Origin of the sequence: Chryseobacterium sp. PET-29 (assembly GCF_025736815.1) — a bacterium.
Lineage (GTDB): Bacteria > Bacteroidota > Bacteroidia > Flavobacteriales > Weeksellaceae > Chryseobacterium > Chryseobacterium nepalense.
On record NZ_CP107053.1, the window covers coordinates 363,453 to 380,195 of the forward strand.

Annotated in this window: 13 protein-coding genes; 11 read left to right on the top strand and 2 right to left on the bottom strand. The window is 36.7% G+C overall.

The window, feature by feature from the left end; all coding sequences use genetic code 11:
• Positions 1-123: 123 nt before the first annotated feature.
• The 7 genes from ODE14_RS01575 (at position 124) to ODE14_RS01605 (ending at position 12,007) form a co-directional block, all read left to right on the top strand.
• On the top strand, positions 124-1,788 hold the full coding sequence (locus tag ODE14_RS01575) for a T9SS type A sorting domain-containing protein (protein ID WP_263602690.1): 1,665 nt from the start codon (positions 124-126) through the stop codon (positions 1,786-1,788).
• An 8-nt stretch (positions 1,789-1,796) separates the two neighbouring features.
• Positions 1,797-4,577 carry a hypothetical protein gene (locus ODE14_RS01580; protein WP_263602691.1) on the top strand — a complete coding sequence of 927 codons (2,781 nt, stop codon included), beginning with the start codon at positions 1,797-1,799 and terminating at the stop codon, positions 4,575-4,577.
• A 4-nt stretch (positions 4,578-4,581) separates the two neighbouring features.
• Positions 4,582-8,214 (top strand): RHS repeat-associated core domain-containing protein, encoded by a 3,633-nt coding sequence (locus tag ODE14_RS01585; protein WP_263602692.1) that lies wholly within the window; start codon positions 4,582-4,584, stop codon positions 8,212-8,214.
• Between the two features lie 4 nt (positions 8,215-8,218).
• Entirely contained in the window at positions 8,219-8,704 is a 486-nt protein-coding gene (locus tag ODE14_RS01590; RefSeq protein ID WP_263602693.1) for a hypothetical protein, read from the top strand.
• 560 nt (positions 8,705-9,264) lie between these two features.
• Positions 9,265-9,723, top strand: coding sequence for a hypothetical protein (locus ODE14_RS01595; protein ID WP_263602694.1), 459 nt, complete (start codon positions 9,265-9,267; stop codon positions 9,721-9,723).
• 503 nt (positions 9,724-10,226) lie between these two features.
• Entirely contained in the window at positions 10,227-10,895 is a 669-nt protein-coding gene (locus tag ODE14_RS01600) for a hypothetical protein (RefSeq protein ID WP_263602695.1), read from the top strand.
• A gap of 410 nt (positions 10,896-11,305) precedes the next feature.
• Positions 11,306-12,007 (top strand): hypothetical protein, encoded by a 702-nt coding sequence (locus ODE14_RS01605; protein ID WP_263602696.1) that lies wholly within the window; start codon positions 11,306-11,308, stop codon positions 12,005-12,007.
• Between the two features lie 85 nt (positions 12,008-12,092).
• On the opposite strand, the gene ODE14_RS01610 is transcribed toward ODE14_RS01605, so the two are convergent.
• Positions 12,093-12,488, bottom strand: a complete 396-nt coding sequence (locus tag ODE14_RS01610) for a DoxX family protein (protein WP_263602697.1) — start codon at positions 12,486-12,488, stop codon at positions 12,093-12,095.
• Between the two features lie 120 nt (positions 12,489-12,608).
• Between ODE14_RS01610 and ODE14_RS01615 the strand changes: the two genes are divergently transcribed.
• Entirely contained in the window at positions 12,609-12,965 is a 357-nt protein-coding gene (locus ODE14_RS01615; protein ID WP_263602698.1) for a winged helix-turn-helix transcriptional regulator, read from the top strand.
• Between the two features lie 215 nt (positions 12,966-13,180).
• Here the strand turns inward: ODE14_RS01615 and ODE14_RS01620 are convergent, their stop codons facing one another.
• On the bottom strand, positions 13,181-13,561 hold the full coding sequence (locus ODE14_RS01620; protein WP_263602699.1) for a YidH family protein: 381 nt from the start codon (positions 13,559-13,561) through the stop codon (positions 13,181-13,183).
• A gap of 513 nt (positions 13,562-14,074) precedes the next feature.
• Here ODE14_RS01620 and ODE14_RS01625 point away from each other — a divergent pair.
• Genes ODE14_RS01625 through ODE14_RS01635 form a run of 3 tightly spaced genes read left to right on the top strand, consistent with a single transcriptional unit; the run spans position 14,075 to position 16,732 of the window.
• Positions 14,075-15,052: an aldo/keto reductase gene (locus ODE14_RS01625; protein WP_263602700.1), complete on the top strand. Its 978-nt coding sequence runs from the start codon at positions 14,075-14,077 to the stop codon at positions 15,050-15,052.
• An 11-nt stretch (positions 15,053-15,063) separates the two neighbouring features.
• The gene (locus tag ODE14_RS01630; RefSeq protein WP_263602701.1) at positions 15,064-15,801 is read left to right on the top strand and encodes an SDR family oxidoreductase; all 738 of its coding nucleotides are present in this window, start codon (positions 15,064-15,066) and stop codon (positions 15,799-15,801) included.
• 16 nt (positions 15,802-15,817) lie between these two features.
• Complete coding sequence (locus tag ODE14_RS01635) at positions 15,818-16,732, top strand: helix-turn-helix domain-containing protein (RefSeq protein ID WP_263602702.1); 915 nt, start codon at positions 15,818-15,820, stop codon at positions 16,730-16,732.
• The last annotated feature ends 11 nt before the right edge of the window (positions 16,733-16,743 follow it).

Sequence of the window (16,743 nt, forward strand, 5' to 3'; positions counted from 1 at the left end):
ATATTTTATCTGATCAAATTCATAATAAATTGATATTGTAGTTTTTCCCCAGCTTGTATAAAATAAGTATTTTTGCGGCGATTTAAAATTAATAATCAACACAACTCGAAATAAACATTAGGAATGAATAAAATCTACTCAGGAGCACTGTTCTTGTGCTCTGTTCTGGGGGTTTCTGCCCAGGAAGTAGTCTGGCAGAAAGACATCAAATCCTCCACCCAGGATTTTCTTTCCCAGGTTACCACCACTATCGACCAGCAGTATTTAATAACAGGAAGCAGCATCCCTTCGAGAGCCTCAGGGACCGCTGCTTTAGCCAACAACCAGCAGCCCAACAACGGTTACGATTTTCATTTGGTTAAATTAAACCAGCAGGGCGAAGAAGTCTGGGAGAAATATTTCTCGGGGCAGAACCATGATTTCCTTTCGGCTACGGTGAACACTCAGGACGGTGGATTCGTTTTAGCAGGAACTTCATTCAGCGGGAAAGGCTTAGACAAAAAAGAAGAATCCAAAGGCGGATCTGATTTTTGGCTGATCAGAATCAATGAATTCGGGGATGAATTGTGGCAGAAAACGATTGGAAGTAGTTCGGATGAAGAAGCCAGGGCAGTAATTCAGACCACGGATATGGGGTTCTTTGTGGCGGGAAATATAATGACAGGTTCCCTTCGAGAGCCTCAGGGAACGAGAACTTTGGGTTACGGATCCAAAGATGTTTTGGTCATTAAATTAGATAAAAACGGAAAAGAATTATCGCAGCTTATTTTAGGCGGAAAAGGTTTGGATGAAGTTGAGAAAATGATTCCTACAAAAGACGGCGGCGCATTGTTGGGCGTGTATTCCAGAAGCGGAGCGGTAGCTGGAAGCGGGATGCCGGAAGCGGGAAGTAAAGCCAGCAGCCAGATGCCAAAAGCCAGCGGCAATTTCGGGGAGGGTGATTACTGGATCATCAAGCTCAATAAAGACGGCAAAGTAGAATGGGAAAAGAATTTCGGAGGAAAAGGCGATGACCATTTGAGAACATTAGCTTTAACCTCTACAGGTTATTTAATCGGAGGAGAATCAAGGTCTGAACGGTCAGGGAATAAAACCGTAGGCATTGAAGAAGGAACCGATTTGTGGCTGATCTCACTCAACGAAAGAGGAGAAGAGATCTGGCAGAAGTCCTACAATTTCAAGAACCGGGATGTATTGATGGGAATGAGTGTAATAGCCGGGAAGCAGGAAGATGGAAGCGGGAAGTCTAAAGGCGTTTTATTGGGAGGCTATACCCAGGCTGAAGGAAGGATAGAAAGTGATGATGAAACGTTCTGGATGCTGTATCTGGATCAGAATGGCAATGAGCAGTGGCGAAAGCATGTGAAGGGAGAATCCAGGAAAAAAGAGGAAAGACTTTCGGATATAAAGCTGAACAGGGATGGTTCTATAGTTTTGGCCGGAACCAGCGCCGAAGAGCTTGGCAAAGAAAACTGGAAGATCGTAAAGCTGGGTGACAGGCAGATTGACCAGCTGATCGAAAAGCAGGATATCAAGATCTACCCAAATCCGGTGAGTGATTATGCGTATGTGGAGATTGGAATGGAAGATGGAAGCTGGAAGCTGGGTGATGGAAAGTTCGAGGCAGAAATTGTTGTATATGATATGGGCGGAAGACAATTGCAGAGCCTGAAAACAAAAAATAAAGTGACCAAGATCAATACACAGAACCTGGTTCAGGGAGCGTATCTGGTGACGGTGAAGACGAATGATAACAAAACAGCGAGTGCTAAATTGATTAAGAAATAACTATGAGAATGAAAAACTTTATAACAATACTGCTTATAGCAAAGTTTTCTGTAAGCCTTATTTCAGCCCAGTCGGCCACTATTGAAGAGAATTTTCTTTCAGCTCCGTCAGCGGCTTCTTTACCGACTTATGTAAAATCTCCTGTAGCCATATCTTCCGGTATTCCGGAAACCAATATTCCGTTTTTTTCTCTGGCAACGCATAGCAAAGATATTGCTCTTAATTGTGGGATGAATTACCACCCCAATAACTCAGGCCGTTACAATAAGGCTTCAGATCTGGGCTTAGGATGGTCTACCTACGGATTAACGGCTCTTATTTACAGGAATATCAATCCTTTCAACGGTTTTCCTGAAGATACTTATTATTATAATGTATTGGGGCGCAGCGGAAAATTTTCCCTGAGCAAGAATTCATCCGGAGTTAATATATTCCGTAAACTGACTTATGATAAGTTAAATATTACTTTTACCGAACCAAACGGACAGTACAACTTTATCATTACCGATGAAGCGGGAACCAAATTTTACTTTGATAAGACCGATATTTCCTATGCTTATATGGCTGGAAATCCTCAGACATTTCCTGTTGGCTTTTACCTGTCAAAAATTGTGGATGTAAACGGGGTGGAACTTTTAAAATTTGAATATCAGGAAGATAACTATACAGTTGGTACTGCGGGCATTCTGTACCCGGTAAAAAGTCTTAAAACGAAAAAAATTACAGCCCATGACTATGGTGAAATCAATGTAAACTATTCCTTTGATGCAACTAAGAGAAAGTCATACTCTGATCCGTTTCAACTGGAAAGTATAGAACTGAAGACCGTTTCAGGAAAAGTAGTTCAGAAGTATGCATTTCAGTCGGTTTTAAGCGGTTACAATTACCCTTACGGTTACACCCCTGCATTGCCGTCGCCTTGCCTTTATTCAGAAACACAGAACAAAAGAATCCTCAGCAAGATTTTAAAATACAATGCATTACTCTCAGAGTACCAGGCAACAGAATTCTTTTATGCCGTGAATCCATTTGATAATGTTGGATGGACAGAAGCCGTTAACCCGTATAAGCCCTGCTTTGAAAATGAGGCAGAGAATCCCAGATATTTGGGATTAGGTTTACTGACAAGCATTAAATTTCCGACAGGAAGTACCGTTAAGTATGAGTATGAGCCTAACCAGTATTATATTAACAAAAATACGGATGATTACCTGCTCATGTCGGCACCCCCGTATGTTTTAGCAGATCGGGAAGCGCAATATTACCAGGATATTACCAGTATTAATTTTGATACCAACTTCGGCCCAAATCTCCTTTTTAATTTGCCAGCAAACCCAGACAATACAGAAGGGTCAAGCTACCTGGAATATTGGGTTATAGCAAATGAATATTATAACAGCCCCATTGTTGATGAGAACGGAAATCCTTTCATAAATGCAGAAATCACATCAGGAATTTTAACATCCGACGGACATAAAAAATATATGTCCGGAAATAATACGATCAAAATCACGGGTACGGGCGGAAAAGGAACGGTTGTCATTAAGCGTATCCGCTATAAATCCAAGCCGCTTCCAAATTATTCAACAGGAAAAGGAGTCCGCATTAAGAAGATCGAATACTATGACGGAAATACCTTAGTTCCCTCGCAGACCAAAAGCTATGACTATCAGAAATTTACAGATAATACGAAAACAAGCGGCTTTTTTTATGAGGATGAAATAGGGGTTGTCTATAAAAACGTAAAAGAAACGGTAGGACAAAATGGAGGCTATACCAAGTATTATGTCAAAACCCTGGAAGATTATCCTGAAAATCTAAATTCTGACGGGACCTTAAAAGTTGCGGATCTGAACTATTATAATCTTTTAATGAACGGTATTGTCGAGAAAACAGAAGTCTATAATAAAGAGAATGCCATTGTTGCCAAAGAAACCAATGACTATGAATTTTATCAGACCAATACTTCTGCCGGCAAAAATTCAATGATTAAAAAACAGTTTTCTACAACCACCACGCATACCGGATCTGATCTCTTGACGGTGACTTCGGAAACAGTAAGAGACACCAAAGATTTTAATATTATTTATAAAAAAACAACAGAATCTGATGGAACAGTAAATGAACAGAATATTACCTATCCGTGGGGTGTAGCCCTGGAAACTCCAAAGCTTTGGAATGCAGGAATTATTTCGGTTCCGGTAAAAGCTGAAATGAAAAGAAACGGGAAGCTGGTTTCAAAATCTGAAACCAAATTTGACAACAGCTCAAATTATTATCCGACATCACAGATCAGCTATTTTCCGGATACTCCATCCCAATCCTTTAAGAATATATCATATGATCTCTATGATGATAAAGGCAATCCGGTACAGTATACCAGTTTTCCTGATGCGGGTTCAGCAGGTTTTCCAACCACAATTATCTGGGGATATAATAAAACAGTGCCTATCGCTAAAATAGAAGGTGCCAAACTGTCGGATATTCCCGCTTCGCTGATCACGGCAATTGTGAATGCCTCTAATAGTGACGCCAATGCGACCGCTGCCCAGGAAGAAACAACGGAAAAGGTATTGGCAGATGCCCTGAACTCTTTTAAAAATAATACTGCTCTTCAAAATTTTATGGTAACCTGCTACACGTATAATCCTTTGGTGGGTATCACTACGGTTATTCCTCCCAACGGAATGATGGAATTTTACAAATATGATGCTTATAACAGGTTAAGCAGAGTCTTAGATGTGAATGGAAATACGGTTAAAGAGCACCAGTATCATAATAAAAACTAATAAGATGAAAAAGTATAAGAAATTACATACAGTATATAACAATGCCGTAAAACGAAAGCTGAAAAGTTTATTTTCTATTATAGGGGTTGGTTTGTCATGGTTTGCCCATGCACAGACCACTCCTACAGCTTCTGAAAACTATATCTATACCAAAGTATATTTATCTGCAAATGGGAGTAAGAAGAATGAAACCGTACAGTATTTTGACGGACTGGGAAGAGCAAAACAGGTCGTACAGGTAAAAGTTACTCCTTCAGGACAGGATCTTGCCACACCTGTTGTGTATGATGATCTCGGAAGGCAGGTAAAATCGATTCTTCCTGTTCCGGTTCCTACGGCCAATTCGGGCATCCAGAATACTGTTTCGGAAACTTCGGCCAATACCTATTACGGAGTATCCAACGCGTACACGGAGCAAAAACTGGAAGCTTCACCGATGGCCAGAACATTAGAGATTGCTAATCCCGGCACAGAATGGGCCATGAACACAGGGCATACCGTCAAAACACAGTATCTTACCAATACGACATCGGACCAGGTTAAAAGATTTGCTACGGATGCGGCATGGAGCAGTAAAATTCTAACGACATCCATTACTGGAATCTCTACATACGGCAACAGTCAGTTATCCAAAACCATTGTTACCGATGAGAACGGCAATACAACCAGTGAATTCAAAAACTCAGAAGGAAAGACCATATTGGTAAGAAAAGAATCGGGCACCACTAAGCAGGACACCTATTATATCTATAACGACTTGAACATGCTTGCCTTTGTGATTTCTCCTAAGGCTGTAGAGAGTATCGCGGCAAATAGCAATTCTTTATCGCAACAGGTATTAAATGACCTGTGCTATCAATATATTTATGATAACAAGTACAGGCTCATTGAGAAAAAGCTTCCCGGAAAAGGATGGGAATATATGGTGTATGACCAGCAGAACCGTTTGGTGGCTACTCAGGATGCCAATATGAAAAATAATCCTGATACTCCAAACCAGTGGCTATTTACCCGATATGACAAATTTGGACGGATCGTGTATACAGGCCGTTTCACGGGAGGAACAAGAGCCCAGGAACAGGCAAATGCCGATTTAAAAGGACTGAATAATGAGGCCAGAAGTTCTACCTCCTTTATACAGAATACACAGGAGGTATTTTACAGCAATTCGGCATATCCTGCGGGAACATTTACGCTGTACAGTGTGAACTATTATGATACTTATCCGGGAACGAATTTTAATAATACGCTTCCAAGACCTGAAACGATCTTAGGCCAGAGCATACTTTCCAGTTCTTCTACGGTGACCGCCAATGGAATCACCAGCATCAGGAGCACCAGGGCAATGCCAACGGCTACGCTGGTGAAAAACCTGGATGATGATAACTGGTCTTCCACCCACATCTGGTATGATCTTACCGGAAGACCGGTCGGAAGCCAGGGCAAAAACCATTTGGGAGGATATACCAAGACAGAAAAGCAGCTGGATTTTTCCGGAGTGGTTCTTTTGGCCAACACCTATCATAAAAAATTGAGCACCGACACTGAAATATCGGTGAAGGAACGGTTTATTTATGATAACCAGTTCCGCCTTAAACAGCACTACCATCAGGTTAATAGCCTTACGGAAGAATTGCTGGCAGACTATACCTACAACGAACTCGGACAGCTCACCAGTAAAAAAGTAGGGAATAATCTCCAGGATATACAGTATACCTATAACACCAGAGGCTGGGTAAGTAAAATCAATGATCCGGCCAATTTAGGGAGTAAATTATTTGGTTATGAGGTTAAGTTCGGTTCTACATCCAATGCATCCGTAGCACAGGCCAATTATAATGGAAATATTACGGAAGTAAACTGGAAAACGGCTGCAGATGGTATCCTGAAAAGGTACAGCTATCAGTATGACGGATATAACCGGCTTACCGGTGCGGTTTATCAGGAACCGGAAACCACAGTTCCTCAGAACGGATTCTATAATGAGAATATGAGCTATGACTCCAACGGAAACATCATGGGACTGAACCGAAATCAGAAATCATATTCAGGATTTGCGGAACAGATCGATGCGCTCACATATACCTATAACGGAAACAGGCTTACTTCAGTAGCTGATCAGACGTCCAACTACTACGGCTATCCGGATACCTCGGGCAATACCATTACCTATGATGATAACGGGAATATGACCAAGCATTTGGATAAAGGTATTCTTCAGATTAAATACAACTACCTCAACCTGCCTTATTATATCAAATTCAATGATTATGTCACCAGAAACGGAGAGGACATTTACAGTAACGTTCAGTACGCTTACCGGGCGGACGGCGTTAAGATAAAAAAGAGATTCCTTTATTTTTCCGGAAAATTAAAACAGGATACTTTTATCGATACCGAATATATTGACGGGTTCCAATACAGTTACGAAATTACAGATCTTTTAAATACAAACGGCCTGAAATTCTTTGCCACTTCGGAAGGGTATTATGATTTTATAAAAAAGAAGTATATTTACAATTACATTGACCACTTGGGAAATGTACGGGTAAGCTTTACCAGAGAAGGCGCACAGGCGGCAATCGTTGAGAAAAATGATTATTACGCTTTTGGATTAAAACACGGAAATCCAACAGATACCTCCGGGGTAAATTATAATTACGAATATAACGGAAAGGAATTCCAGCAGGAAATTGGTATGTACGATTACGGTGCCCGATTCTATATGCCGGATATCGGTAGATGGGGCGTTGTGGATCCGTTGGCGGAAGTGTACAGAAGGCATTCACCATACAATTATGCCGTTAATAATCCTATCATGTTTGTCGATCCGGATGGAAGAGGTGTAGAATACAATTGGGGCACAGGTGACTACGAAAGCATTGATTCGAATGGTACGCGTACCACATTGGATGAATGGGATGCGATGAATTACCTTTTAAGTCAGTCTCATTCTGTAAAAGTCTATCGTACCAATTCACTTGGAGCAGTAAATCAAAATTCAGGTGGTGGTGGAAGTACCACTTTCGGAGAAACTCAGATGTATAAAGATATTATGGCATATCTTGCTGAACCATCATATTTCCAAGGGATTGATTTTTCGCAGTTTGGAGATGATGATATAATGAAAATCCGTCAGAATATTGTTAAGAATGCGGTGAAACATTTCGATAGTAAATCGTGGGCATATGAAATAGAAAAAGGTAGATTTGCAGCAAATACAAATAAATGTAATTTATTTGTTGATGATGTGTTAAAAGAAACTGGAATCAATATGCCCGGTCCTAATGGTTTACTTTCAATCATAAATTTTGGCACTCCTATAACTGCTGGTCAATGGGCGGATCCTAATTATATTATTTCTGGCTGGCAAGTTGTAAATTCACCTCAACCAGGAGATATTGTAGCAGCTTCGGCTAGTTGGGACGATGCCAGTGGCCATGTTGGGATTATTATCTCTAGTACAGAATCTATTTATGCTTCTCATGATAGAGTAAAAATGTCAAATTATGGTTACAGTAATAAACACTTAGAAAATATGCCAGGAACTAATGGATATGTCTACCGAAGATATGTTGGAACTCCCAAACTTAACAGTATAATAAAGCATAGTAATTTAAAACTTTTTGGTCAATAATATTATGAAAAGAACTATTTCAATAATTACATTTATTTTTCTATTAGTAATTCTCTGTTGTGTTCAATATTTTACAATTCTTAAACCAGAGAATACATTTTCATTAACTAATAGTAATGGAAAGAGTATCCCAGCTAAGATATACTCAAGAATTGTAGAGTCAGAGATTGATAATAAAAAAGAAAGTGTTTATCAAATACTTATCTTTTTTGATGAAAGAGAAAATAACAAATTTAATCCCATTTTATTAATTCCAAAATATAAGATGATAGGTATAGTTGAAGGAGGAAAGGATGGGTTTATTTTTTTTGGTAATAAAGTTTTACAAAAGTCAAGAACTTCTAACAAGTTTAACCTTCTAACAAACTCAACTTTTTTTGATAATGCCCCACCTATATTTTCAATAGTTTTTGAAGAAAAAAAGATTACTTTTAATAGTTTTGAAGGATTAGAAAAGTATGGTCAAAGTATAACTCTTAATTATGAATAATTATAAATGGTCGCTATCAATATATTGGTGTCGTGTATCAAAGTTAGTGATGGCATAATTTCCAATCATTAACTTGTTTAAAATCAATAAAAATTAAAAACAAATTAATATAAATCAAGAGTAGGTATTTCCTACTCTTGGTTATTTTTGTCGATAAAAACATTCTCAAATATCTTCATAATTATAAAAAAATTGATATATCTCATGTTTTTATATTTTTCTTTTTATTTCACAAGTAAAAGTCATATAAAATTTATTGATTCTAACAATGACTTAGTTAAATGAAAATTTTTAGAAATTAAGTTATTAATAATTCTGATTATATTTTACCTATTGACACAACAGATTTTAGTACTTTTTATTCTACTGAAAAATGTGTAGATTTTTTTGATTTAGAAAATTATAAGAATTTGACATTTAAGGCAGATATAAAAAATTTCAATAAGGATGTATCTGAGATGTCAATTCCTCATTATAAATTAACAGGTCAAATTGATAAGAAGAGAAAGTCTCAAACTAGGTAAACAACTATTAGAAAACGCAGATATAAAATTTTAAAAATGAAAAAAGTACAATTAGGCGATATTTACTCTATATCCACAAAAAAAGGACTTGGCTTTTTACAATTTGTTAAGTCACCCGAAAATGATAAAAGTGATGTTGAGCTGGTAAAAGTGTCATATGATTTACATACGAAGATTCCAGATAATATTGAGCGGTTTTTCTTAGAAGATTTTTTTTATGTGCAATTTCCTGTCAAAGCGGCACTAAAAAAAGGAATTATAGATTTTGTAAAAAACATTGATCTCCCTCGTGACTTTGTCACACCAAGATATTTTAGGACAGAACATTACCTGCATCGCGCAGAGTGGCTTATCATCGATAAAAAAACAAATGAGGTAGAACATCTTAAGAGTCTAACAGAGGAGCAATTGAAATTCTCTCCTAATAGCGTTTGGAATGACACCTATCTAAAAGAGCGTTTGGAAGAAGGATGGAAATTAGAAAATTGGAAATAAATGGAAAAGTACCATATTTTGATCCCATTTTGGGGCGATGACATATCTGAAGATTTCAATTTTAGATATGAATTATGTGATTATATCGAATCAATGAAAGGTATATGAAGAGGGTACGGGTGACGATGGAATGCACCTTTTTTTTGAAACCATTATTCCAGCAAAAGAGATTAAAGAAAAAATAGAGATGTTGATTCGAATGGTACGCGTCCGTTATTTGATAAATATAAAAGTAAATATGGGAATTATTCAATATTAAAAGCATATGAATTAGGACAAAGAGGTGCAAAATCATCAATGAATTATGTTTATACTGAAAAAGGAAAACCGATTCCATCCTCATCTTCAGTTTATTGCTCTGAAAAGGCGTCTTCAAAAAATGGTAGATAATTTTTTAGTCATGTATCAGAATTAGTGACAATCCCGATTTCGCAGACTTTCAGTCCGTGATCAGATAATAAAAAAAACTCGCAATTTTGCACTCACAAAATAGTAAGCATGAAATGAGATATGTAATATTTTATATTGATTTTACAAATGATGTTAAAGTATTTTATTATCCCAATCAAGAAGAAAAGATCTATTTAATGGATAAAGAAAAAGAAACAATTTTTAACGATTATAATGAATTGGTTACTTATGTTGATAAAGAATATCATAAAAAATTAAAAAAGAAATTTAAAGATAATTTCAGCTTATCTGATACAAATAGGAATTTATTTTTAGGTCAGAATCAATATAATGTTGATCAAATTTTTAATGAGGTTAAACAAAATTTTACTAACAAATACAATATTGATTTTAATAATGATATACAAATAAATACGGTTATTAATAATTACTTAAAAACAGCCGATGTTAATGAATTTATTGTTGATGCTGAAATTCCGTTGTTACTATATAGTATAGACTACATTAAATCCAAATATAAAACAAAGAAGAATTTAACCCTGGAGATTTTAACAGCAGAAGAAAAAAATAGTTTTGGAGAAATATTTTATACGAAAGTTATTAATTTTAATGGAGTTAAATTCAATCCTATTCTTTCAATAAGATATTATTTTAATGAATTATTGTATCGTAATAAATGGATAAAAAAAGATTCTGAATTTGATATTTTAATGTTAAAGCAATTTTTAGATAATGATATAGCCATTATTGGTAAATGGTGATATTTATTATTTGGTTATGATTTCTTGTTCCTATCTGTCGAATTTGCAATCATTACTAATAAAAAATAAGAGACTGTTGAAATTACAGTCTCTTTATTATCATTTAAATAATTCAGCAGGTTTAATTTAAAAAGTACACCGATGTTGACCATTTGGGCAACATCAGGGTAAGCTTTCCCAGAGAAGGCGCACAGTTGGTGATTGTTGAAAAATGATTACAACGCTTTTGGATTAAAACACAGGAATACTTCGGATACCTCCGGAGTAAATACAACTACGAATATAACTAAAAAGAGCTCCAGCAGGATATTGCAAATGGAATTTAACATATTGGCCAACGTACTTAACAGAGCTGCTGCATGTATCACATTCAAAAAAAAAATCGTTTTAGATAATCTTAAATTCGAAAAATGAAAAATATTATTTTACTGTTCAGTATTATGTTATTCTCTTCTTGTAATTCTCAAGAAAGGATTTTTTTGAGACGGATGAATGTAAATTTATTAAGAGATAGAAACTCTTTTACTTATCGTGATTCAACAGAAATAAAGATGCTTACAGAAGGATATCAAATTTTTAGATTATTGGGTGCAAAGGCCAATGATATAAATCCAGATAAAAAATATTCTCACATGTATATAGAAGATGGTTTCCATGATGAAGAAGGTTTTTATAACGGAATTTTTATTGTAAATAATAAAAATATTTTTGAGGTTACTGCGAGTCCTTATAAATTACGATATGACAGTCTTTCTTATACTAAAGTTAAAGAGAAAAATAAAATTGTTTTTTACACAAAAAAGCTTTCTACAGAAGATTTTAGGAATAATTATGTCGATGAGTATTTTAGATACGAATTGGTCATCCAAGATAAAGTTAATGCCTTTGAAAAATGTTTGGCAATAGATCAATATACACCGAAATCAGTTATTTATGCCAGGAACTATTACTTTGCAGGAAAAGGGATTAAAACTTATAATTTACCAATAAAGTATAGCGATATTAAAAATGGTATTGAAGGGCTACCTTATTTTAAAGAAGATAGGAAAAGAGAATTTATAAAGTGTATAAATGAATTAAATATATTGAAAATAAATGATGATCACCGCTGAGGCGAAAATTTTGTTCGGGCCGATAAGATAAACAAAAAGGCTGCATTTTGAGACAGCCTCTAATTGTCGGAAAAACGTCAATGAATTAATTTTCATAATTAAGTTTTCGAAAATAATAGTAGGATACAGCAAGAAATACAAAAGGAACAAGCGGTGCAACACCCTTTACAAATCCATCGACAATGCCGTGCGCCAGACTTGCCGACAATAGCAGGATACCGAAACCAACATAGGCCCATTCTTTGAACATCGTAGGGATACGCGGAACCAGGATAACAATAGCTCCAACGATTTTTAAGATGTCCAGTTCAAGAGTAAAGTAATCAGGAAACTGTAACTTTTTTACCGCCTGGATGAGGTACTCTCTTGGTGCGAAATAGGATGGCAATATAATCAATGCCATTGTAAAGCTAGTGATGATCCAATAGATACGTTTGGATTTTTTATCAGGATTTTTTACGAAGTCAATCTGTTTTGTCATTCTTTAAGGATTAATTGTTGAAAATTTTATTTACATTTTTAATGATACAAAATTACGTACATTTGCTTACATTTTGTAAGCAGTTACCCAAATGTAAGCAGTTACCTTAAAGTAAGCAATATGACAGATCAATTTCCGGAAAGTACTAAAAACGAATGTTTGGCAAGAATGCTGACCGTGCGTGATGCCCTTGACGTCATCAGCGGCAAATGGAAGATTCTCATTATTATTTCTATTATGAGCGGTCATAAACGCTTCAGGGAAATAGAAAGGAGCATTCCGAAAATATCCTCAAAAGTTTTAGCTAAAGAACTGAAAGATCTGGAGGAACATCAGCTAATCAAACGCACAGTTTATGATGAATTTCCTGTATTGGTGGAATATACGGCAATAGATTATGTTTTTACTTTAGAAAAAGTTATTGAGGAATTGCATAACTGGGGAGCCAATCACAGGAAAAAGATATTAGGGAAATAAAGCGTTCTGTAAGTGATGTTTCTCCCAGTAGGTTTGGGATAAATCTTCCTGTAGTCTGTTTATTAAGATAGTAATTAATAAAGCCGTGATGGCTAATGCTGCTGAATAATAAGTGCAATTATAATTATAGAACGCTGTACAAAATTTTTAAACTCAAAATGATAATATTTAATTATTATGTAATTACGATAGTAGACTTTATCAATTGTCCATTGTTATAGGTTGCCGATTAAATAATAAATCAGAAAGATGCTTAAGGAGATCAGCATGACGGCAAGGATAAGCAGCATAATATTGTTTCCCACGTAAGAATTGCTGTTAATCTGCTTCTTAATCCGTAAATAATTGATGTACGAAAGGATTAATACGACTACACCTGCACCAACCAGCAATACACCTGTCAGACTGGATTGTCCATTCTGAACGTGCGAAAGAAGGTGATTCTCTGATGCAAGAGATATCTGTTTAAGGAAAATGGAAAATTTTACCAAAATAAATCCGAATCCCATCATGGCGATTGCCGTACGAACCCAAGCCAGAAAAGTCCGTTCATTGGCAAGGTGGTCGCCCGTATTGTTAGAAACTTTTTTATCCATAATTTTTATTGACTGATCAAATGATGACAAGAATTGTTCCTATTCAGATTGCTTTCATGGTTGGAAGCAACAATCAGGTGCTATATTTTCCGATTTTCTTACTTTGATCGGTTTAAAGGGTTTCAGTTGTTTGATTTTTGTAATCTATTGTTTCAATTTGGTTATCGCTGATGTACATTGTCACTCTAATTTTGTGTCATTAATAAAATCAGAATGTGGATACGGATAAAGTATGGTTTGTAACGGGGGCCTCCAAGGAATGGGACTTTCCTTAGACTGATCAGAAGCGGTTACAGGGTTGCTGCAACAAGCAGTTTGATATATGCCGCCCAACTTATAATTTTATTATTTGCCTCAATACTACTACCAATATTTTTCATAAAGATTTGTAACTGTTTTTTATTTTGATTGACTACAACAATTACCAATTGGACTACTTTTTATAGAATGAGATTAAGGAATTTTGTAATTGAAAATTGAGGTCAGTTTTAAAAACAAGTAAAAAAATTAATTATGCAAAAAAGAAAGTTAGGAAATAGCGGGTTGGAAGTTTCCGCATTGGGATTTGGCTGTATGGGTTTAAATTTTTTGGATGGCAAAGGGCTTGATAAGAAAGAGGCTATAACGCTACTGCGCAATGCCGTTGAAAGAGGAGTCAATTTTTTTGATACTGCTGAAGCTTATGGACCTTATACCAATGAAGAGCTTGTTGGAGAGGGATTAAAACCTTATAGAAAAGACGTAGTGATCGCCACAAAGTTCGGGTGTAAAGATGCCAGTCCGGCAGTAGGTTTGGACAGCAGACCAGAAACGATAAGGGCAGTAACTGAAGCATCACTCAAAAGATTAAAGACAGATTACATTGATTTGCTGTACCAGCACAGGGTTGATCCCAATGTTCCGATAGAAGAGGTTGCCGGAACAGTGAAAGACCTCATACAAGAAGGTAAAGTAAAATATTTTGGTTTATCGGAAGCCGGCGTTAAAACGATAAGGAAAGCACATTCAGTTCACCCTGTGTCAGCATTACAAAGCGAATATTCATTATTCTGGCGTGAACCGGAAGATGAGATTATACCAACTCTGGAAGAGTTAGGCATTGGCTTCGTCCCGTTCAGTCCTTTGGGAAAAGGTTTTCTCACGGGTGCCATCAATACAAAATTAGAGGCTGTTGATCGCAGGAATGTTCTCCCACGTTTCACGGAAGAAAATATAAAGGCCAATTGGGTTTTGGTGGAGGCGCTTTCCGAAATCGCCCAAGAAAAAAATGTGACCACAGGACAATTGGCATTAGCTTGGCTTTTAGCCCAAAAGTCGTGGATTGCACCGATTCCCGGAACCACAAAGCTGCATCGGTTAGAAGAAAATATTGCCAGTACAAATATTATTTTAACCCAGGATGAGCTTGCCAATATTGATATAACGGTGAAAGGAATTACACTTGCAGGTGACCGTTATCCTGAGTTTTTAGCAAAGCAAATTGACAAATAAAAATACAAGCAATGCATAATATTAAAGGAAAAGTAGTTGCCATTACCGGTGCAAGCAGCGGGATGGGTAAAGCCATAGCCATTGAATTGGCTAAAAACGGAGCAAAAGTTATTTTAGGTGCGAGACGTACAGAACAGTTGTTGCAGCTTGTGGAAGACATTAAAAGTACAGGTGGCGAAGCTGCCTGTATTACAACTGATGTGAAGAATAAAGCTGATCTTGATCGTCTGGTTCATAAAGCTGTTGACCAATATGGGAAATTGGATGTGATGGTAAACAACGCCGGTATCAGTCAGCTAAGCCGCATTGACGATCTGGATCTTGAAGGTTGGGAAGAAATGATCGACATTAATCTTAAAGGTGTACTCTATGGAATGGCCGCAGCAATTCCTGTTTTTAAAATGCAGGAGGCGGGACATATCGTCAACATTATTTCTACGGCTGGCTTAAAAATTACCCCGATGATGGGCGTTTATGCCGGAACAAAAAATGCTATTCGTACCATTGCGGAAGCTTTTCGTCAGGAATCAGACGGAAAAATACGCATTACGGGAATATCGCCGGGGTTTGTAAAAACAGATTTTGCTGGCAGCATCAAAAACGAAGAAATGAGAACGGCCATTCAAAAAGAAATGGATCAAATGGCTTTAGATCCTTTAGCCATTGCCAATGCGGTAATGTATGCAGTTAGCCAGCCAAACGATGTTGAAATTGGTGAACTGGTAATTCGCCCGTCAAAACAAAATTGATTAAATTAGTAACGAAATGCAAAAATCATCTGATATCTTTCATATCAACAGTATATCCCAATTGATGCGTCTATTGGAGCTTCCTGCGCCGTTGCATCCAATGATCGCATTGGTTGATTATCGGAATGTGCCCATGGAGACATTTCCCAGAGGACAGAAAATAAGCCTTGATTTTTACAAAATTTCCTTTAAAACAGCATTTACGGGACAAATCAAATACGGACAGGGATATTATGATTTTGAAGAAGGCGGAATGGCATTTCTGAAGCCCAGACAAATCGTTTTCCCTCCCGAAGAAATAGAAAGCTATGAAGGAATTGCGCTTTATTTTCATCCGGATTTTATCCGAAACTATCCTTTGGGGAAGACCATACCTCAATATGGTTTTTTCTCTTATGATGTGTCGGAAGCATTATTTTTATCCGCTAAGGAAAAAGAGATCATCGCAGGTTTATTTGCTTCAATTGCCGTTGAACTTGAGAATAATATTGACGGCTTCAGCCAGGATGTTTTGGTGTCACAATTAGAATTGTTACTGAATTACAGCAACCGTTTTTACAGCAGGCAGTTTATTACCAGAAAAGCCGTCAACAACGATATTGTCAGCTCTCTGGACCAACTCTTAAACCGTTATTTTGAGGAGGGCAACAGTCTGAAAAACGGATTGCCGTCAGTTAAATACATAAGTTCCGAATTAAAGCTATCGCAACGCTATCTAAGTGATTTGCTGAGTTCACTGACCGGACAAAATACACAACAGTTTATTCAGAATACAATTATAGAAAAAGCGAAAGAAAAGTTATCGACAACGAATCTTTCCGTTTCGGAAATTGCGTATGAACTGGGCTTTGAACATTCGCAATCATTCAGTAAACTTTTTAAAACCAAGACTAATTTTTCGCCTTTGGAGTTCAGGCAGTCGTTTAATTAAATATAGCAATC